At 65.5% G+C, this 17,714-nt stretch carries 20 protein-coding genes; 10 read left to right on the forward strand and 10 right to left on the reverse strand.

Translation table 11 applies throughout. The features are described 5' to 3' along the window. Positions 1 to 10: 10 nt before the first annotated feature. Together U5760_RS16485 and U5760_RS16490 are read right to left on the reverse strand one after the other, a co-directional pair. Complete coding sequence (locus U5760_RS16485; RefSeq protein WP_415914111.1) at positions 11 to 349, reverse strand: hypothetical protein; 339 nt, start codon at positions 347 to 349, stop codon at positions 11 to 13. A 78-nt stretch (positions 350 to 427) separates the two neighbouring features. Further along, on the reverse strand, positions 428 to 631 hold the full coding sequence (locus U5760_RS16490) for a hypothetical protein (protein ID WP_322013217.1): 204 nt from the start codon (positions 629 to 631) through the stop codon (positions 428 to 430). 191 nt (positions 632 to 822) lie between these two features. Between U5760_RS16490 and U5760_RS16495 the strand changes: the two genes are divergently transcribed. After that, positions 823 to 1,101: a hypothetical protein gene (locus tag U5760_RS16495; protein WP_322013219.1), complete on the forward strand. Its 279-nt coding sequence runs from the start codon at positions 823 to 825 to the stop codon at positions 1,099 to 1,101. A 25-nt stretch (positions 1,102 to 1,126) separates the two neighbouring features. Here U5760_RS16495 and U5760_RS16500 read toward each other — a convergent pair whose 3' ends face one another. After that, positions 1,127 to 2,011, reverse strand: coding sequence for a LysR family transcriptional regulator (locus tag U5760_RS16500; protein ID WP_322013221.1), 885 nt, complete (start codon positions 2,009 to 2,011; stop codon positions 1,127 to 1,129). Between the two features lie 76 nt (positions 2,012 to 2,087). On the opposite strand from U5760_RS16500, the gene U5760_RS16505 reads away from it, so the two are divergent. Beyond that, on the forward strand, positions 2,088 to 3,389 hold the full coding sequence (locus tag U5760_RS16505) for an aspartate aminotransferase family protein (protein ID WP_322013222.1): 1,302 nt from the start codon (positions 2,088 to 2,090) through the stop codon (positions 3,387 to 3,389). Positions 3,390 to 3,416: 27 nt separating this feature from the next. On the opposite strand, the gene U5760_RS16510 is transcribed toward U5760_RS16505, so the two are convergent. Continuing rightward, on the reverse strand, positions 3,417 to 4,031 hold the full coding sequence (locus U5760_RS16510; protein WP_322013223.1) for a VC0807 family protein: 615 nt from the start codon (positions 4,029 to 4,031) through the stop codon (positions 3,417 to 3,419). A 142-nt stretch (positions 4,032 to 4,173) separates the two neighbouring features. After that, on the reverse strand, positions 4,174 to 4,299 hold the full coding sequence (locus U5760_RS16515; protein WP_322013224.1) for a hypothetical protein: 126 nt from the start codon (positions 4,297 to 4,299) through the stop codon (positions 4,174 to 4,176). A 114-nt stretch (positions 4,300 to 4,413) separates the two neighbouring features. Here U5760_RS16515 and U5760_RS16520 point away from each other — a divergent pair, with 114 nt between their 5' ends. Further along, a complete protein-coding gene (locus U5760_RS16520) occupies positions 4,414 to 5,364 on the forward strand; it encodes a D-2-hydroxyacid dehydrogenase family protein (RefSeq protein WP_322013225.1) in 951 nt (316 codons plus the stop codon). 17 nt (positions 5,365 to 5,381) lie between these two features. Here U5760_RS16520 and U5760_RS16525 read toward each other — a convergent pair whose 3' ends face one another. Next, positions 5,382 to 6,197: a hypothetical protein gene (locus U5760_RS16525; RefSeq protein WP_322013226.1), complete on the reverse strand. Its 816-nt coding sequence runs from the start codon at positions 6,195 to 6,197 to the stop codon at positions 5,382 to 5,384. A gap of 112 nt (positions 6,198 to 6,309) precedes the next feature. After that, a complete protein-coding gene (locus U5760_RS16530) occupies positions 6,310 to 6,948 on the reverse strand; it encodes a nitroreductase (RefSeq protein WP_415914112.1) in 639 nt (212 codons plus the stop codon). 110 nt (positions 6,949 to 7,058) lie between these two features. Between U5760_RS16530 and U5760_RS16535 the strand changes: the two genes are divergently transcribed. Further along, positions 7,059 to 7,811 carry a 4'-phosphopantetheinyl transferase family protein gene (locus U5760_RS16535; RefSeq protein ID WP_322013227.1) on the forward strand — a complete coding sequence of 251 codons (753 nt, stop codon included), beginning with the start codon at positions 7,059 to 7,061 and terminating at the stop codon, positions 7,809 to 7,811. 375 nt (positions 7,812 to 8,186) lie between these two features. After that, on the forward strand, positions 8,187 to 8,639 hold the full coding sequence (locus tag U5760_RS16540; RefSeq protein ID WP_322013229.1) for a Fur family transcriptional regulator: 453 nt from the start codon (positions 8,187 to 8,189) through the stop codon (positions 8,637 to 8,639). 12 nt (positions 8,640 to 8,651) lie between these two features. Here U5760_RS16540 and U5760_RS16545 read toward each other — a convergent pair whose 3' ends face one another. The 3 genes from U5760_RS16545 to U5760_RS16555 are packed head-to-tail and all read right to left on the reverse strand — an operon-like array spanning position 8,652 to position 13,220. Beyond that, the gene (locus U5760_RS16545) at positions 8,652 to 10,049 is read right to left on the reverse strand and encodes a TolC family protein (protein WP_322013230.1); all 1,398 of its coding nucleotides are present in this window, start codon (positions 10,047 to 10,049) and stop codon (positions 8,652 to 8,654) included. Between the two features lie 4 nt (positions 10,050 to 10,053). Then, positions 10,054 to 12,033: a MacB family efflux pump subunit gene (locus U5760_RS16550; RefSeq protein WP_322013231.1), complete on the reverse strand. Its 1,980-nt coding sequence runs from the start codon at positions 12,031 to 12,033 to the stop codon at positions 10,054 to 10,056. Continuing rightward, the gene (locus U5760_RS16555; protein ID WP_322013233.1) at positions 12,027 to 13,220 is read right to left on the reverse strand and encodes an efflux RND transporter periplasmic adaptor subunit; all 1,194 of its coding nucleotides are present in this window, start codon (positions 13,218 to 13,220) and stop codon (positions 12,027 to 12,029) included. The genes U5760_RS16550 and U5760_RS16555 overlap by 7 nt, the downstream gene beginning before the upstream one ends. Before the next feature lie 472 nt (positions 13,221 to 13,692). Here U5760_RS16555 and U5760_RS16560 point away from each other — a divergent pair, with 472 nt between their 5' ends. The 5 genes from U5760_RS16560 to U5760_RS16580 all read left to right on the forward strand — a co-directional run. Beyond that, complete coding sequence (locus U5760_RS16560; RefSeq protein ID WP_322013235.1) at positions 13,693 to 13,935, forward strand: MbtH family protein; 243 nt, start codon at positions 13,693 to 13,695, stop codon at positions 13,933 to 13,935. Positions 13,936 to 13,946: 11 nt separating this feature from the next. Then, complete coding sequence (locus U5760_RS16565; RefSeq protein WP_322013237.1) at positions 13,947 to 14,723, forward strand: thioesterase II family protein; 777 nt, start codon at positions 13,947 to 13,949, stop codon at positions 14,721 to 14,723. A 27-nt stretch (positions 14,724 to 14,750) separates the two neighbouring features. Then, positions 14,751 to 16,202, forward strand: a complete 1,452-nt coding sequence (locus tag U5760_RS16570) for a peptide synthetase (protein ID WP_322013239.1) — start codon at positions 14,751 to 14,753, stop codon at positions 16,200 to 16,202. 213 nt (positions 16,203 to 16,415) lie between these two features. Then, positions 16,416 to 17,297 (forward strand): YqcI/YcgG family protein, encoded by an 882-nt coding sequence (locus U5760_RS16575; protein WP_322013240.1) that lies wholly within the window; start codon positions 16,416 to 16,418, stop codon positions 17,295 to 17,297. Positions 17,298 to 17,314: 17 nt separating this feature from the next. Beyond that, a partial coding sequence (locus U5760_RS16580) for a condensation domain-containing protein (RefSeq protein ID WP_322013241.1) occupies positions 17,315 to 17,714 on the forward strand: 400 nt, incomplete at its 3' end.

Consider the following 17,714-nt stretch of genomic DNA (forward strand, 5'->3'; position numbering starts at 1 on the left):
GTGCCGCAACTTACTGCAACCATTTGCGAACGTCCTGCTCCCAGGCGGGCTGCCCGCAGTTCTGGGGATTCTCGGGGCCCAGCACGGTGATGTAGCCCTTCGTTTTCATGCAGGCCTCGTAGGCCCGGAGCTGCGTGCATCGACCGGGCCCGGCGCTGTGGGACACGGCCTTGCATTGCGCGATCGAATGGTCCATCGGGCCGAAGTCGAGGTCGTCGGCTTCGGTCGCCGTGCGCACGTCCGCGCCCGTTGCCGAAAACTCGACGGGCGTGGTGCACCCCGCCAGCAGGACCCATGCGAGCATGCCCGCACACACGCCCACACGCGGCAACGCTTTCGGCCATCTCATGGTTCGCTCCTCCAGGGTTGGCCGGTCATTGTGCCTGAGGTTCGGCGTTGCGAGGCGCCGGGTGTCGACGGCGCGCGTTCACTGGGGATATACGCCGGGGTAGTGCTGGCAGGGCGTCGGGCTTGCAGGCTTGTGCTGGAAGCGGCGTTTTCGCAGGGTCCTGTCCGTGTGAAAGGCGTCGGGGCATTCCAGCTTCAGTTTCTGGATCGTCAAGTCGACGAACTCGATGCCGAATCGTGCCGATTCGATCAACTCGCGCTGCTGGGTCTGGTTGAGCTTCAAGGGCGATCTCCACTTAATGAAAGAAACGAGGGAGTCAGGCTACGGAGCGCGAATTAGAGCCGGGTTAGGGGTGCGAAATCGTCCGTGGCACGAGGCCGCGCAGCCTAACTTTGCGCTCACTTGCGCGAACCAGAATGCCGTTGAGCCCACCGCGCATCCTCGCGCGGTGCGCGTGAGTCTGGAGAAACGTCATGAAGTGGATGCGTTACGCCTTGGCAGGCGCAGTGTTGAGCGTGGGCGTGGTGCAGGTGGCCGACGCCCACGTCTCCGTGGGGTTCGGCGTGAGTCTTGCCGTGCCGCCGGCCGTGATGGTGCCGTCGGTGCCGGTCTACGTGCCGCCGCCTTATGTGCCGCCTGCGTACTATGCGCCGCGGCCGGTCTACATGCCGCCCCCGGTGTGGGGCCCGCCGCCCGTGTATATCGCGCCGCCCGTGGTGTATCGCGGGCCCGCATGGTGGGGTTATCGCTGAGCGTGTGCGCGCCGGCGCAGGCCGCCTAGAGCAGCGGCAGCGTGAGCCGGATGTGCTCCGCGAAGGCCGCGGTGAGATGCGACGCCCGTTTGCGCCCGAACTTCAGCGTGATGCCGACGGCAGGCAACGGCGGCAGCGCGGGGTCGCCGTTGAGGATGGCGAGGTCGGCGGGCACGGCGGTCTGCGTCATGATGGCGAACGCTTGCCCCGAGCGCACCAGCGCCGTGAGACCCGCAAGGCTGCTGCTCGCATAGGCGATGCGGTAAGCCCGCCCGGCGCGCTGCAGCGCTTCGCAGGCGGCGAGGTGATCGAGCGTGTCCGGGTCCGAAAGCGCGAGCGGCAGCGGATCGAAGTGCGCGGAATCGAGTCCGGGATAGCCGATCCACACGAGCGGCTCGCGGCGGATGATGTCGTCGTCGTGGCTGTGATCCGGCAGCGAGATCATGGCGAGATCGACGGCGCGCTTGTCCAGTTGCTCGACGAGACGCGGCGTCGGCCCGCACACCACTTCCACGAGCGCATGCGGGTGCTGGCTCGAAAACTGGCGCAGGAGCGAGGGGAGGAACACGGCGGCGTAGTCGTCGGGGCAGCCAAAGCGGATGCTGCCCGACAAACCCTTGCCTAGCAGATCGGCCATTGCCTCGTCGTGCAGGCGCAGCATGCGCTGCGTGTGGATCAGGAGACGCTCGCCGGGATGCGTGAGCACCACGCCGCGGCCGGTGCGCTGGAAAAGCGGCTGATCGACGATGTCTTCCAGCCGTTTCATCTGCTGACTGAGGGCGGACTGGGTCCGGCCGATCCGGCCGGCCGCGCGGCTCAGCGAGCGGGCCTCCGCAATGGCTGCGAAGGAGCGCAACAGATCGATTTCGAGGGTGCCGCTCAAGATATTAGCCTCGCTTCTAGCTTCCATAAGAACTATTCGTTTCTATAAAAGCAGAGCGGCGTCTAAACTGCAAGTCATTCCCGCACCGCACGAGGAGAAGTCCGTGTCCCGCAACGACGACGCAACGTTCTGGCGCAATGCCCAGGCGCACCTCATCCGCTACGGCGGCAAGTTCGAGCCGATGATCATCGAGCGCGCGAAAGGCAGTTTCGTCTACGACGCCGACGACCGCCCGATCCTCGATTTCACCTCGGGGCAGATGAGCGCGGTGCTGGGGCACAGTCACCCGGAGATCGTCTCGGTCGTCAACGAATATGCGGGCAAGCTCGACCATCTTTTCAGCGGCATGCTTTCGCGTCCGGTGGTGGAACTCGCGACGCGGCTGGCCGAAATCACGCCGGAAGGCCTCGACCGGGCCCTGCTACTGAGTACGGGGGCGGAGTCGAACGAAGCCGCCATCCGCATGGCGAAGCTCGTGACGGGCCGCTACGAGATTGTCGGCTTTGCCCAGTCGTGGCACGGCATGACGGGCGCCGCGGCTTCGGCCACCTATAGCGCGGGCCGCAAGGGCGTGGGCCCCGCGTCGGTGGGTTCGTTCGCGATTCCGGCGCCGTTCGCGTACCGGCCGCGCTTCGAGCGCAATGGCGCATACGACTGGCTGGCGGAACTCGACTATGCGTTCGATTTGATCGACCGCCAGTCGAGCGGCAATCTCGCGGCCTTCATCGCGGAGCCCATCCTCAGTTCCGGCGGGATCATCGAACTTCCGCCGGGTTATATGGCGGCGCTCAAACGCAAGTGCGAGGAGCGCGGCATGCTGCTGATCCTCGACGAAGCGCAAACGGGCGTGGGACGCACCGGCACGATGTTCGCCTGCCAGCGCGACGGCGTCACGCCCGACATCCTCACGCTGTCGAAGACGCTCGGCGCGGGGCTGCCGCTCGCGGCCGTCGTGACCTCCGCGCAGATCGAGGAGACAGCCCACGAACGTGGCTATCTCTTCTACACCACGCACGTTTCCGATCCGCTTCCGGCCGCGGTCGGCTTGCGCGTGCTCGACGTGGTCGAGCGCGAAGGGCTCGTCGAGCGCGCGAACGTGATGGGCGCGCGGCTCAGGGGCGGTCTGCTGGATCTGATGGAGCGCTTCGACTGCATCGGCGACGTGCGCGGCCGCGGCTTGCTGCTGGGCATGGAGGTGGTCAAGGACCGCCGCACGAAGGAGCCGGCAGACGGCCTGGGCGCGAAGATCACGCGCGAGTGCATGAACCTGGGCCTGAGCATGAACATCGTGCAGTTGCCGGGCATGGGCGGTGTCTTTCGCATCGCGCCGCCGCTCACCGTGAGCGAGCAGGAAATCGATCTGGGGCTTGAGTTGCTGGAGGAAGCGATCCGGCGTTCGGTGTAACCGCGCACGGCGGCGCTGGCGCCTGCGTCAAGGTTTTTGCCGCTTGATGTAGAGGCGCCGGTAGAGGATCGTCCATATCATCAGTCCGCCGTAGGCCCCGCCCCGGATCAACGTGGAGAGCCGTTCGGCGTCGTGGCCGGTCATGTCGCTCGTGATCCAGAGCCGGACCACGTTTTCGCCGACCAGCCCTATACCCCACACCGCCGTCATCAGCCGCACGGATCTCACGAGGTCCGGGCGGCTCGACCATCTCTGGTCGAAGTCGAGTTCCAGGCCGGGACGCTCGCGCGCGAGCGTCGATCTCGCGAGGTAGAACACGAGAGGCCGGCTCAAGACCAGCGAGAGCAGGAAGAACACGCCTATCACGCCGCTCACCAGCGGGTCGCGCACTTCGCGCAGCCAGCGTCCCGGTTCCGACATCAGTACGGCGAGCGACAGGACAATGCCGGCGAGCACCAGCGCGCTCAATGCGTCGAAGTGCCGGAATCTCACCAGATCGATGACCATCCACGCCAGCACGGGCAGGCCCGAGACGATCAGCGCGTCCAGCAGGCCATAGTGGGGAAGGGCCAGCCAGTACGCCAGCGCGGGCAACGCCACGTTGACGACGAACGCGAGCGCATAGCGGGTAGAGGGAATCATGGCGCGTTCCTTCACCGGCAGGGGACGGGTGGCGAGCGGGCACTCGCGCTTACGGCGGAGTTGAACGGTCAGCGGTCAGGCGTGCGGCACGGCTTCGAAGGTAGTCGCTATTTCGCCCCGTGTCCAGGGGGCGGATGCTGCTTTACCCGACCGCAAAGGTTTCGAGCGCGAGCCCGCGCATGGCGAGTCCGGTCGTGACATGAATCCGCCACGTATGACCGTATTCGAAGGCGTGGCGCGGGCCATCTCCGGTTGCGCGCGAGAACATGCCCACGACCTGAAGCGCCCTGGCGAAGCGACGAATACGCCTGGTCCGGAAGTGGTCGATAATCGGTCGGTGTAGGGCGCCGCCAGGCGCTCCCTGGCATGTGTGGAGGAACCCATGTCCCACCCGTCCCCGATCCGGATTGCCATTCTCGACGACTACCAGAACGTGGCGCTCGATATGGCGGACTGGTCTGTCCTGCAAGGCCGTGCGGAAATCACGGTCTTCAACGACCACCAGGCGCTGCCCGCCCAGGTGGTCGAGCGCCTGCAACCGTTCGACGTGGTGTGCGTGATGCGCGAGCGAACCCCGCTCACGCGCGCCATCCTCGAGCAGTTGCCCGATCTCAAGCTGATTGCCTCGACGGGGCCCGCGAACGCTTCGATCGACATGGAGGCGGCGGCCGCGCGAGGCATCGAGGTCGCGCATACCGGCTACTCGTCCACGCCGACCATCGAATTCGCATGGGCCATGATTCTCGCAATGGCGCGCAATATCCCCATCGAGAATCGATCGCTGCGCGAAGGCGGCTGGCAGCGCACGCTCGGAACGCAACTGGCCGGCAAGACGCTCGGCTTGCTGGGTCTGGGCCACATCGGCTCGGCGGTTGGCGTGATCGGCCGCGCATTCCGCATGAACGTGATTGCGTGGAGCCAGAATTTGACGGCCGAGCGCGCGGAATCGAAAGGCGTGCAGTTAGTCGACAAAGACACCTTGTTTTCGAGCGCCGATATCCTGTCGATTCACCTGCGTTTGAGCGAGCGCACGCACGGCCTGGTGGGGGCCGCGGAACTGGCGCGGATGAAACCCGCGAGCCGGATCGTGAATACCTCGCGCGGTCCGATCGTCGATGCGGCGGCGCTGATCGACGCGCTCAGGCGAGGGCAGATTGCGGGGGCCGCGCTCGACGTGTACGACACGGAACCGCTCGAGGCCGCTTCGCCGCTGCGCACGCTGGACAACGTGCTGGCCACGCCGCATATCGGCTACGTGACGCGGGAGATGTACGAGACGTTCTATGGCGATACCGTGCGCAACATCGTTGCGTGGCTCGACCGCAGGCCGTAGCCGGGCGCCCTGGCCGCTCAGTTGCGCAACCAGCCCGACGCATAAACCGTCCACACCGGTTCGGCCAGCGCAATCGCACTGCACATGCGTCCGGGCATGGGGAGATCGAGGACGTGATACTGCTGGCCATCGTTCATGTCCGCGGTGGAACTCGCGCCGGTTTGCCGGAAGAACGCCACGTCCACATGGGACTGGGGACGTCCGGCCAGTTCGGAGAGACTCGCGTATCGTGCCTGCCAGTGCGTTTCGGTGGCGGGCTCCGCCACCGGCGACGAGTCTGCGATCAGGTGACGATGGGGCGGCGTTGGGGCGGCTGCGTTCGGTTCCGCCGTTTTCCGTCCCGGCGTGGCCGACCCTATGCCCATTGCCGCATTGCTCACGGCGATCAGCACCCACACACCGGTAAAGGCAACGTGAATCTGGATTTTGCTGCCGGCTTCGGGATGGAGCAGCGCGAGGCGTCCTTCGCGCGCGCTTCCGAACTCCAGTTGTTTCGGCGTACAGGCGAGCATCGGAGAGAGCGCGAACCGCAGCGCGGCACAGCCTATCAGGTAGCGTTTTGCCAAAGCCGAGTTAGGGTAGTGCTTCGCCCACTGATATTCGGCTCGGGAGATGCACGAGCGCGGGTCGTCGTGCGAGATCGCTTGCCACTCCGCGTGATAGCGCCACAGGTACAGCTCGCCGGGCGCGGGTAAGGTCTCGCGGAAAGGCGCGGGCGCGTGGTGCGGCAGCGCGACGAACTCGATTGCCGGTGTCGAGTAGATGGGATGCCGTCGGGTTCTGACGGCCTTTGCGGGTACCTGGACTGGATCGACTTCTGCGGCTAAAGGCATTCGGTTCCTCGGGGCATATCGATGACGTCCCGTTTGCGGCCGCTGCGTTTTACCGCCGCGCCCGCCTCCCTCCACGGCGCGGCCGCACGGAACGCATCGCAGTCAGCCGGGTTCAGATGGAAGTTCGCCCGAACCATTCGCGAACGTGATTGGCGCGGGGCGGGCGCAGGGCGCTGCGCTCCTGGGATTTCGGTGTCCCGATGAAGAGGAAACCCAGCAGGCGATCGGTCGGCTCGAAATCGAGTGCGCTTTGCAGGAGGGGATCGTATGCATCCGCTCCGGTTGCCCAGAACCCGCCGTAGCCTAGCGCGTGGATCGCGTTGAGCATGTTCATGGTTGCCGCGCCGACGCTGAGGAGCTGCTCCATCTCCGGGATGCCGGCGCGAGGCGCAACGGCTGCGCCAAGCGCCACGATCACGGGGGCGGCGAATGCCCTTTGCCGGCGGTGCTCGTGCGCGGAGCGCGGCTTTTCGGGTTCACGGGCCGCCGCGATGTCGACGAGCACTTCGGCCAGCTCCGAGCGCGCCTCGCCCCGGATGCAGACGAAGCGCCACGGCGACAACCGGCCGTGGTCCGGCGCGCGCAGCGCTGCGTCGAAGATCAGATCGAGTTCGGCATCGCTGGGCCCCGGACCGGTGAGCGGCCAGGCTGACTGGCGCGAAAGCAGGGTGTCGAAGAAGGCCTGGCGCCCGGTTTCCTCGCGATCGGCGAGTGCGGTGGGTTCCGGCATTGCGGTTACGGCAGCATCCATGTGGGTGTTCCTGCAAAAGTCACCGGGACATAATGACGAAAAATCCGCCTTTATGCAAATGATTCTCATTTAATTGAAAGAAATTCGCTCCTGTCGTATGCTCCTGCCTCATGACCCATCGCGACACAACGGCACAGCGGCCCACACAGCGGGCAGTCATGGTGGCGGCTCGCGGACGCTGGCCGTCCGGGCTGGACGTCTGGTGCGTTCCTCTCGATCCATGGGGGGAAGACGCAAACTGGTCGTATCTCGAACCGGCCGAACGGGCCAGAGCGCTGCGCTACCGCTACCCGGCCGACCAGGCGCGCTTTGCGGTCACGCGGTCGGTGTTGCGCGAGCTGCTCGGCAGCTATACGGGCGTGGATCCGGCGGCGCTGCGATTCACCTCGACCGCGCGCGGAAAGCCGGTGCTCGCGGCATTTCCGGACCTCTCTTTCAACGTTTCTCATTGCGGAGCGCACGCGTTGATCGCGGTCTCCGGCTGCGCCCGCGTCGGCGTCGATATCGAGCGGCTCAACGCCGACCTGCGCTGGCACGAACTGCTCGATCTGGTCTGCACCACGGCCGAGCGCGAGATGATCGATGCGGCGCCTCTGGCCGCGCGTACCGATCTGTTCTTTCGTTGCTGGACGGCCAAGGAGGCGTTGCTCAAGGCAATGGGGCTGGGCATCACGGAAGGCTTGCTGAAGCTGACCGTCGATCTGCGAGATCACGCGCCTGCGCACCCAAAGCTGGCGGACGATCCGCTAGCCGGCGAGGCTCGCCGACTGAAGTATTGCTGGATCGACGAACTGCCGGGTTATATGGGCTGCCTCGCCTATGCTGTTGGCCGGCCGCTTCAAGACGTGACCGGAGGCGCCTGAAGCGCGCGGTCGGGAACGCGCCGCGCGGACAGCCGTGCCTGCGCTTCGCATGACAGATGGCGATCTGTCCGTCGTAGCCATCGGCGCGAATATTTGCCTGGCAGTGCAGAGCAAAAAAGAAATACTGAACTCCCCGACTGGACACGCGTTCAGCGGCGCCTCTCCGCATGGCCACAGCCTTTTTTCAGAGAATGGGAATAATAACGATTTCCGTCCGTATTAGCTTTACGAGCGTTCCAGTTCGTTAGCTATATCTAATCGGATGGCGGTCGTCATTACGCTAAGATCGGAGCCTCGGCATTCGCTGGTTTGCCGGCAAAGGCGGCGATCGACCGCCTGCATGCGCATCAACCCGGTTCCCATTCCATACGATATATGTCCTCCCCGGTTTTCGAAGAGTTGCAGAGTGCAGGATTGCGCGCGACCATTCCGCGCGTGAAGGTGCTGGAGTTTTTCCGTAACGCGGACCATCGCCATTTCAGCGCGGAGGATGTGTTCCGGCACCTCGTCGAGGACAAGGTCGATATCGGGCTCGCGACCGTCTATCGTGTGCTTTCGCAGCTGGAAGAAGCGGGTCTTCTGACGAGCGGCATGCTCGACTCCAGCAAGGTCGTCTACGAACTCAATGAAGGCAAGCGCCACGACCACATCATCTGTCTGAACTGCGGCCGGGTGGATGAATTTTCGGATCCGCTGATCGATGCCCGGCAGAAAGCCGTCGCCGATGGACTGGACTATATGTTGACCGGCCATCAGCTCGTTTTGCATGGGTACTGCTCGAAGTGCCGGCCCAAGCCGCACGGCGCGAAGCCCAGCAAGAAAACGTAGCGCACACGCCACTCAACCAGCGCTTTGCGGAAGCTCGCGGGTCCAGCCTCCTCCCAGCGCCCGGTATAGCGAAACCGCCCCCTGGAGGCGCGCGAGCCGCAACTGCACGCCTTCGTCTTCCGCGGCAAAGAGCGTCTGCTGCGCATCGAGCACCGTGGTGAGCGTTTCCGCGCCCGCCTGGTAGCGGCTCTGTGCGAGCCGAAGCGCGCGGCGCGCCTCGTCCCGTTCTTCGCCCTGCGCGGCGACCTGGGCATCCACACCGTGAATCGCGTTGAGCGACCGATCGACGTCGCCGAATGCCGCGACAATGGCCGCGCGATAGGCGGCGAGCAATTCCTCCTGCTGGGCGATGGCGAGATCGCGCCCCGCGGCCAGCGAGCCCGCATTGAAGATCGGCGCGGAGAGACCCGCTGCGACGCTATAGAGCGAGTTGTCGAAGATCGTATGAATGCGTTCGCTGCCGAAACCGGCCGTGGCGTTGAGCGTGAGGCTCGGGAGCATGGCCGCGCGCGCGGCCGCGATGTTCGCGTTGGCGGCGGCAAGCTGGGCCTCGGCCCGCGCGAGATCGGGCCGCTGCACGAGCACCTCCGACGGCACGCCGGCGGCGATGTCCGGAACCTGCAGGGCGTCGAGCGAGGTCGTTTCGAGCTGCATTTGGGATACGGGTCGACCGAGCAGGACCGCCAGGGTCGTGAGGCTGTCGTTGGCCTGCTGGACACTCGCCTCCAGTGCGCGGCGTTGGGCGGCAACCGCCGCGCGCTGCTGGGCGACGTCGAGCTGGGTCACGGCGCCGGCGCGCAGGCGCGACTCGACAGTCTCCAGGATCTGCGTGGCCGTCTCGAGGTTCTGGCGTGCAATCGCGGTGCGCTCGCGAAAGGCGACGGTTTGCAGCCACGCATTGACCGTGTCGGCCGAGACGGTCAGCGCCACGGTGTCGCGGTCGAAGCGTGAGGCGCTCACGTTCGCGAGCGCGGCGTCGCGAAGCGCGCGATTGCGTCCCCAGAAGTCCAGCTCGTAGCTCGCCAGCAGGCCCAGGTCGAAGCTCGTGCCCGCCAGTTCGCTATCGTTCACGAGCAAGCCGCCCTGGCGGCTGGCGTCGGCGAAGCCCTTGACGTTCGGCAGCAGGGCGGCGCCTGCGATTTTCGCATTGGCCTGAGCCTGCTTCACGCGGGCGATGGCCGCGGCGACGTCGAAGCTGTTCATGCGTGCCTGCTGCACGAGGCCATCGAGCTCGTTGTTTCCGAACGCCGTCCACCAGTCCGTGCGCACCGGTTTGCCGAGGGCGTCGGTGCTGGCCGCATAGCGCCAGGCGGGCGGTGCCGGCAGCCCGGCGTTCTGGGGGGCGGGCGTCGTGCAGGCGCACAGCGCGAATGTTGCGAATGTCGCGAATCCGGGAGTCCAGTTTCTCATGAGGTCATTCGTTCGCCAGTGCGACGACGGGGTCGAGTCGGGCCGCCTGGCGGGCCGGCATGAAGCCGAAGACGAGGCCGGTCAGCAGCGCGCAGACGAAAGCGCCGATGATGGCTCGCACCGGAAAGATGGCAGGGACGCCCGCGACGATCAGACCTGCGCCGATGGCGAGCCCGCAGAAGACGCCGAGCAGTCCGCCCACGCTGGAGACGAGCGTCGCCTCGGTCAGAAACTGCCTGAGGATGTCGCGCTGGCGCGCGCCGGTCGCGATGCGGATGCCGATCTCCCGCGTTCGCTCCCGCACGGTCATGAGCATGATGTTCATGACGCCGATGCCGCCGACCACCAGCGAAATCGCCGCGATCAGGCCGAGCATCAGGGTCAGCGTGCCCTGCGTTTCGGTTTGCGCCTTCACCGACGCCGCCTGGTTGTAGACCTGGAAGTCGCGGATGTGATGGGCGGCTTCGAGCGCATCGGTGATCTTCCGGGCGGTCTGGTCCGCGAGATCGAGGCGGTCGATCAGCACCGAGATCCACGAAAGATTCGTTGTGCCGACGATCCGGTAACTGCCCGTGGACCAGGGCATCAGGATGACGTTGTCGTCATCGGTGTCGCCGGAGGTCGCGCCTTTTTCTTCGAGCTCCCCGATGACCTGGAAGGGGACGTTGTTGACGAGCACATAGTGGCCGACCGGATCGGCGCTGCCGAACAGCTTTTCGCGAACCCGTTTGCCGAGCAGGACGACCGTGGAGAGATGGCGCTCGTCGCTAGCCGTAAAGAAAATGCCGCGACTCGGCTTCCAGTTGAGCACGCGCGGCGCCTCCTCGGTGACCGCCCAGAGGGGAACCCGAATGTCGACGCTGCCGTATCGGGCCGTGACGCTGCTGCTGAGAAACGGCATCGCCACGCTCACGTTGGGCACGTCGCGCACGACCTGCGCATCCGCTTCGGAAAGCGTTCCTCCCGGTCCGCGAGGGTTGTCGCCGCCCGGAATGACGTAGAGCCGGTTCGTTCCGAAGCTCGCCATTTTTTCGATGACCTGCTGCTCGGTCCCGGCGCCGATCGCCATCATGACGATCACGGAAGCCACGCCGATAATGATGCCTAGCAGCGTGAGCAGCGTGCGAAAGCGGTTGATCCACAGAACCCGCCACGCAGCGCGCAGGGCCTCGCGCGTGTCGGCGACGAACGAGGCCGTGTGCGCCACGCCGGTCGCCATCGAGGCGATCAACGCGGCGGCGTCGAGCGAGGCACGGCCGCCCGCGTCGGCGCGCCGGCCCGAATCCGCGATGATCTGGCCGTCGCGGATCTCGATGGTCCGGTGCGCGCGTGCGGCGATCTCGCGGTCGTGCGTGATGAGAATGACGGTGTGGCCGGCGCGCGCGAGATCTTCGAGCAGCAGCATCACTTCGGCGCCGCTCTTCGAATCGAGCGCCCCGGTGGGCTCGTCGGCGAGCACGATGTGGCCGCCGTTCATCAACGCGCGGCTGATCGAGACACGCTGCTGCTGGCCGCCGGAAAGCTGGCCCGGACGGTGATCGAGCCGCTCGCCGAGGCCGAGCCGCGTGAGCAGGGCGGTCGCGCGCCGTTCGCGTTCGTGCGTGGAGACGCCGGCATAGATCGCGGGTATCTCCACGTTTTCGCGTGCCGATTCGGTGGCGATCAGGTGATAGCCCTGAAACACGAAGCCGAATGCTTCGCGACGCAGCCACGCCAGTTCGTCGGCGCTGAACTCCGCGATGTCCTGGCCCGCGAAGCGGTACTGGCCCGAAGTCGGCCGGTCGAGGCAGCCGAGGATATGCATCAGCGTCGATTTGCCCGAGCCCGACGCGCCGACGATGGCGACGAACTCGCCGGAATCGATCGAGAGGCTGAGGCCGCGCAGCACCTCGGTCGCGGCCGCCGGGTTGCCGTCCGGGCCGTGGGCATTGCCGCCGTACGATTTGCGGATCGCCTCCAGTTCGATCAACGGCGGCGCTACCACGTGAACCTCCCGTCGGCCAGGTGCGTGCGGGAGACGTCGGTCACGAGCCGGTCGCCCGGCGCGAGTCCCGCGAGCACCTCGCCGCTCAGGCGGTCGTGTATGCCGATGCGCACGTCGCGCGAGACGATCCGCCCGCCCGCGTACACGCGCGCGGTGTAGCGGCCGGGCTCCCCCTCGACGGGCGTCATCGGCGCAAGCGGGGCGATGACCACGTGTTTCGCGCGCGCCGCGACGAAGAATACCTGGGCGCTCATTTGCGGCATCAACTGCCCGTCGGGATTGGCGACATCGAAGAGGACCGTGTAGAGAACGACCTTGCTGCTCGCTGCCGTGCCGGACTGCGCGGCGGTTTGCTGGCCGTTGCCGTCGGGCGAGGTGGCGGGGTTCGGCGGCGACGGAAGAATCTGGCGCACCGTGGCCGTCCAGCGGCGATCGGTCGAGCCGAGCGTCGTGAAATATACCGACATGCCCGGCTTCACGCGCAGGATGTCCGCTTCGGAAACCTGGGTCCAGACGGTCATCGTGGAGAGATCGGCGATGCGCAGGATGTTGGGCGTCTGGTAGGTGGCGTTGAGCGTCTGGCCTTCGCGGGCATCGAGCGTGACGACCGTGCCGCTCATCGGCGCATAGATGCGCGTATAGCCGAGCTGCGCCTCGTCGCCCTTCAGGTTCGACTGGGCGCCTGAGATCTGCGCCCGCAGATTGTCGATCGCGGCGCGTGCCTGATCGAGCGCTGCGTAGGCGGTCTGCACATCCTCGTCGCGGGTCGAGCCGTCGGCGGCCATGCGGCGCTGCCGGTCGTACTGCTGCTGCGCAAGCACGCGCTGTGCCTCGGCGCTCACGCGTTGCGCGCGCAGGCTTGCGAGCGTCGATTGATCCACGTCCACTTTGGCCTGCTGGACGCTCGGATCGATTTCGACCAGCAACGTGCCCCGGCCAACCGCCTCGCCGGGCCGCACATGAATGCGGCGGATTTCACCGGAGGCCTGTGCGCCGACATCGACGTAGCTGTGAGGCTGCACCGTGCCGAGCGCGGTGACGCTGGCCTCGATGTCGCCGCGTCCGATGGTGACGGTGGCAACATGCTCGATCACCCGAAAGAAGATTGCCCAGATGGCCCATGCGAACAGCAGCAGGAGGAGGGCGACGAAGGCGATCCGTCGATGTCGTCTGGCGATTTTTCTCATCGGTCTTCAAAGGCGGGTATAGCGCGTCCCGAACCGTGCGATGCGGGCGAGTGGATACGTTGAGCCATCGCGTTGCGGTAACGAATCCGTCACCGGCGACTTCTAAGATGGCTGCGTTGCGTGATCGGCTATGAGGCCGGCGAACTTCGCGTGGAAGTATAAGCGATTCTCATTTGCAAACGAACCGGGTGACCCTGCGAGGTCAACGGGCAATCGGGCGCCAGCGCTTGCGTGTGTTCATGCGTTCTGTATCGGATGATCGACGTATTGCATGCGAAGTGCATCGCTGTACTGCCTGGCCTTCGGCGAAACAACTTGACAAGGTATCGGAGAAGGCATAATTTTCCCGGACTTTTGCGAATAATTCTCATTAACAGATATTCGATGAGCTATCCGCAACGGATGTGAGGCCCTGCCTGGGCGCGTTGACGCGCCGGCAGGCAGGCGTATCGAAATGGACTTGGGGGTACGAATGAGCTGGGACGACGAGAACGCGGAATTCGAGGTCGTGATCAATCACGAAGAGCAATATTCGATCTGGCCGGGCTACAAGGCGATTCCGGGCGGCTGGCGCGCAGTGGGCAAGAAAGGCAAGAAGGCCGAATGCCTCGCGTATATCGAAGAACACTGGACCGACATGCGGCCAGCCAGCCTGCGCCAGGCAATGGACGGTGCCGCGCCCGCAGGCGAATCCGCAGCGGCGCCGTTGCATTGACGGTTCGCGCCATGAGCCGCACCGAGGTCGCAACCGAGGCGCTCACGTTGTTCTGCCTGCCTTATGCGGGCGGCAGCGCGGCGATCTATCGCGACTGGGCGGAGCGGCTGCCGCACTGGATACGCCTCGTGCCGCTGCACATGCCGGGGCGCGGCGTGCGTCACGCCATGCGTCCGCTGCACCGTTGGCGGGAGTTGCTGGATCTGCTCGTCGAAGACGCGCAGCCGTTCGTCACGCGGCCCTTCGCGATCTTCGGACATAGCATGGGCGCGCTCGTCGGCATCGAGCTTGCGCAGGCGCTGCGACGCCGCCATGGCGTGTCGCCCGTGTGGTTCGGTGCGTCCGCATGCAAGGCGCCGTCGCGCCGCGAGCCTGAGCATCACTGGCTCACGTGCCCGGAGAGCGAGTTTATCGACGAGGTGCGCTCGCTCAATGGCATGCCCGACGAACTGCTCGGGAACCGCGAATTCATGGAGCTGGTCCTGCCGTTCCTGAGGGCGGACTTTCATTTGTGCGGCAGCTACGAATACCGGCAGCGCGAGCCGCTCGATTGCGCGATGCTGGTGCTCGGCGGTAGTCAGGATGACGAAATTCATGGCGAGCCCGAGAACCTTGCTGCCTGGGCTCGGGAAACGACGGGTCCGTACGAGCAGAAGGAAATCGACGCGGGCCATTTCTTTATCAACACGCATCGCGCCGGGGTCATCGATCACGTGGTCGGGAGTCTCGCGCGGGCGTTTCATACACACGGGTCGTCCGGTGCGCCGCTGCAGCGGTCGTACGCCTGACCGCCTGTGTTTCTCGTGGAGTTCAGTATGGTGGACAAATCGTCTTCCCTTTTCGATTTCACGCCTTACCTCGTGCAACGCGAAGAAGTCATCGCGCTGATCCGCGAATTCGCTTCCCATCACGCCTTTCGCAGCGCGGCGGTGGAGGAGCTGGAACTCGACGAGGATTTCTACCGCCGCCCCCTGCGTCCGGAGGATCTGGAGTTTCTGAAATTCATGAAACCGGTGCCGGCCGCGCACGTGAGCCGTCTGCCTTCGCTAGCGACCCAGCGGCTCCTCATGAGCCTGAACGAAGTGGCCGTCGCGCGCTTGCCGCGCGCCGACCTGGCAGGCGAATTCGCACGCTTCGATGCGTTCTACGGCGAGCGCAATCAGGTGCTCGGCGCGCGCATCCGGCCGTTCCTCGAGCATTACGGTTTCACCTTCGTCGGCAACGAAGCGCAGCGCGGCGAGACGGCGGCGAACTACGTCGAGCGGTTGCGCGACGTGATCGCACGGGAAAAGGCGTTCTGGGCGGAGATGTTCGCGCTGCTCATGCGCAACGACTACCTCGTCGAGGGGCTGCGCTTCGTCATGATCCAGCGCTGGAGCCACGCACCGTCGCGGCGCGTGGCGGTCGAGCGCGCGGTGGCGTCGGGTTTTTTCGACGGCGTGGCGGCCGACGATCGGCCCGACGTGGCTTCGCAGGCACAGAGTCCGCTGCTCGCGCGCGTGGCGGAGTTCGTGGGTGTCACGCGCCGCGAGCATTCGTACTGGCAGTTCTATCTGCCGACGAGCATGGCGAAGACCAACCTGCTCTACGCGCTCGGCTCGCGCCCGGACCGTGCATTCGCGCTGCTCGGTGCGGCGTTCGTGGCCGAAGCCGAAGCGATGGCATTCGATGCGGCGCTCGCGAAGGCTTGTCCTCATCTCGTGGCGCCGGGCAGCGCGAGCGCTGATCCGGTATCCGCGGCCGATGCGCTCGTTGCGCGCTTTTCGCGGGCGCTCGCGCAGGTCGAGCACCGCTTCGGCGCTGAAGGACTCTTCCGCGTGGGGCAGGGCCTCGGCGCGGGACAGAAGCTGGCTGAGCGCGCGCGCTGGGATCTGGGCGAACAGTTGAAGTGGCTGTCGTCGATCGATCGCTACATCGCGTTCGCGCAGAAGATCGATCGCCGTATCGAGGCCGAGTGCCCCGGCATCGACCGCGAAACCTTCATCGAGCCGCGCGACATGTGCTCGACCACCCACGTCCACAACGATCACCGGCTGGTCGTGATCCGCAGCAGCGCGCCGCAGGGCACCATACAGATGCACTTCTGGGGCAACCTGGGGATGCGGCTCGAAATGATGGAAGGCGACAAGGTGCTGATTCCCGACGGTCGCCTGCACGGGTCGACCGTCCTTTGCGAAGAATGCACGTACGACCAGCCGATCATCCCCGACGAGTGGATCGCCGAGCTACTGGACGAACAGAGCGCGCCGGTTTCCGCGGCGGCATAGCGTTCGCACCAGTCGCGTCAGGCGCCGGATGATTTCGCCAGGCAAGTAGTCTCTCCCCAGCCCCGTTCTTCCGCAGAACGATCCGGACAACTTAAGAAAACAGATCGGACCGCCATGTGGCGGTCCGAGGGGTTTCTTTTGCTTTGCGTCCCGCCCTTTGTGTGGCGGGCGCCGGGAAACCCGGAAATCGCAACGTTTCTGATGGAGAGGGCCATGCAGCCTGAAGAGAGCAGCAATCGAGCACCGGACAACCGCAAGCGGCCGGCGAGTGATTGGCGCACGCGGATCATTCTCAAAGACCAGGTCGGCCTGAGCGATTTTCCGCCCTGGCTCGAGCGCTCCTATGAAAAGCTGCACGCGCTCGTGACGCACCCGGAATATCCCTGCTTTTTCGGCACGATTGCCGAGCGGCGGGGCGAGATGTTCTATTCGTACGTGTGCGGCAAGGACACCGACGACCTGCCGGCGACGATGGCAACGTTCGCGCGCCTCGCCGCGCAGCCGGAGTACCGGCGCAACAACATCGCGATCTTCTTCGAGCCGGACCCGGTGCCGCTCTCGCACGAGGCATATCACGACCTGTTCTGGGACACGCTGCAATTCCTGCACGACGTCGACCCGGATCCGCAGGCGGAGCAGCAGCCCGACCCGTCCGACGAGGCCTGGGAGTTCTCCTTTGGCGGCGTGCAGATGTTCGTCGTCTGCGCTTGCCCGTCGTTCGGACAGCGTCATAGCCGCAACCTCGGTCCGGGCATGGTGCTGCTGCTTCAGCCTCGCGCCGTGTTCGTCGACACGATCACGAACAAGGTGATCGGCCGCGAGGCGCGCAATCAGGTGCGCGAACGTTTGCGTCAATGGGACGACGTCGCGCCGCATCCGGATCTTGGCTTCTTCGGCGATCCGGGCAATCTCGAATGGAAGCAGTACTTCCTCGCCGATACCAACGATCCGGCCCAGGGGCAGTGTCCGTTTCTCAACCGGCGGCGGCGCCTGGCTGAAGCGCGAGAGGTGATGCGTCATCTGAACGACGATACGCAGCCCGTTGTTGCGGAGGATGTTGCGGAAGATATGGAACGGTCGGCGGAAGACAGGTGATCAGGATGGCGAAGGATATGAGCAACGAAGCCCTGTCGATTTCGACCGCGTATGCCGCATTGCCGGCCGAGCGGCGCAGGCTCTTCAGGCAGCGTTTGCGGGAAAAGGGTGTCGCTAGCGACCGTTTGCCGGTCGTGCCGCTGTGCGACCGTGGGGACGTGTTTCAGCTTTCGTGGGCCCAGGAGCGCCTTTGGTTTCTGTGGTGTCTCGAACCGGAAAGCGCGAGCTACAACCTCGCGGAAGCGGTGCGTCTGACCGGCGAGACCGACGTCGACGCGGTACGGCGCGCGGTGCAGGCGCTCGTTGCCCGGCATGAGGTGCTCGGGTTCCGGTTTGGTGCGGGTGACGACGGCTTGCCGCAACAGATTGCGGGCAACGCGGATTTCAGCTGGTCAGAGCCGGACCTGTCGCAAGAGC

The organism is Paraburkholderia sp. J12, assembly GCF_905220215.1.
GTDB lineage: Bacteria > Pseudomonadota > Gammaproteobacteria > Burkholderiales > Burkholderiaceae > Paraburkholderia.

What these genes read in the sequence shown, in the direction of transcription:
- U5760_RS16555 (WP_322013233.1), bottom strand. Translation starts at nt 13,220, where the DNA reads ATGAGAAAAATCGCCAGACGACATCGACGGATCGCCTTCGTCGCCCTC.
- U5760_RS16485 (WP_415914111.1), bottom strand. Translation starts at nt 349, where the DNA reads ATGAGATGGCCGAAAGCGTTGCCGCGTGTGGGCGTGTGTGCGGGCATG.
- U5760_RS16545 (WP_322013230.1), bottom strand. Translation starts at nt 10,049, where the DNA reads ATGAGAAACTGGACTCCCGGATTCGCGACATTCGCAACATTCGCGCTG.
- U5760_RS16495 (WP_322013219.1), top strand. Translation starts at nt 823, where the DNA reads ATGAAGTGGATGCGTTACGCCTTGGCAGGCGCAGTGTTGAGCGTGGGC.
- U5760_RS16525 (WP_322013226.1), bottom strand. Translation starts at nt 6,197, where the DNA reads ATGCCTTTAGCCGCAGAAGTCGATCCAGTCCAGGTACCCGCAAAGGCC.
- U5760_RS16535 (WP_322013227.1), top strand. Translation starts at nt 7,059, where the DNA reads ATGACCCATCGCGACACAACGGCACAGCGGCCCACACAGCGGGCAGTC.
- U5760_RS16570 (WP_322013239.1), top strand. Translation starts at nt 14,751, where the DNA reads ATGGTGGACAAATCGTCTTCCCTTTTCGATTTCACGCCTTACCTCGTG.
- U5760_RS16500 (WP_322013221.1), bottom strand. Translation starts at nt 2,011, where the DNA reads ATGGAAGCTAGAAGCGAGGCTAATATCTTGAGCGGCACCCTCGAAATC.
- U5760_RS16540 (WP_322013229.1), top strand. Translation starts at nt 8,187, where the DNA reads ATGTCCTCCCCGGTTTTCGAAGAGTTGCAGAGTGCAGGATTGCGCGCG.
- U5760_RS16515 (WP_322013224.1), bottom strand. Translation starts at nt 4,299, where the DNA reads ATGTTCTCGCGCGCAACCGGAGATGGCCCGCGCCACGCCTTCGAATAC.
- U5760_RS16530 (WP_415914112.1), bottom strand. Translation starts at nt 6,948, where the DNA reads ATGGATGCTGCCGTAACCGCAATGCCGGAACCCACCGCACTCGCCGAT.
- U5760_RS16560 (WP_322013235.1), top strand. Translation starts at nt 13,693, where the DNA reads ATGAGCTGGGACGACGAGAACGCGGAATTCGAGGTCGTGATCAATCAC.
- U5760_RS16510 (WP_322013223.1), bottom strand. Translation starts at nt 4,031, where the DNA reads ATGATTCCCTCTACCCGCTATGCGCTCGCGTTCGTCGTCAACGTGGCG.
- U5760_RS16520 (WP_322013225.1), top strand. Translation starts at nt 4,414, where the DNA reads ATGTCCCACCCGTCCCCGATCCGGATTGCCATTCTCGACGACTACCAG.
- U5760_RS16575 (WP_322013240.1), top strand. Translation starts at nt 16,416, where the DNA reads ATGCAGCCTGAAGAGAGCAGCAATCGAGCACCGGACAACCGCAAGCGG.
- U5760_RS16565 (WP_322013237.1), top strand. Translation starts at nt 13,947, where the DNA reads ATGAGCCGCACCGAGGTCGCAACCGAGGCGCTCACGTTGTTCTGCCTG.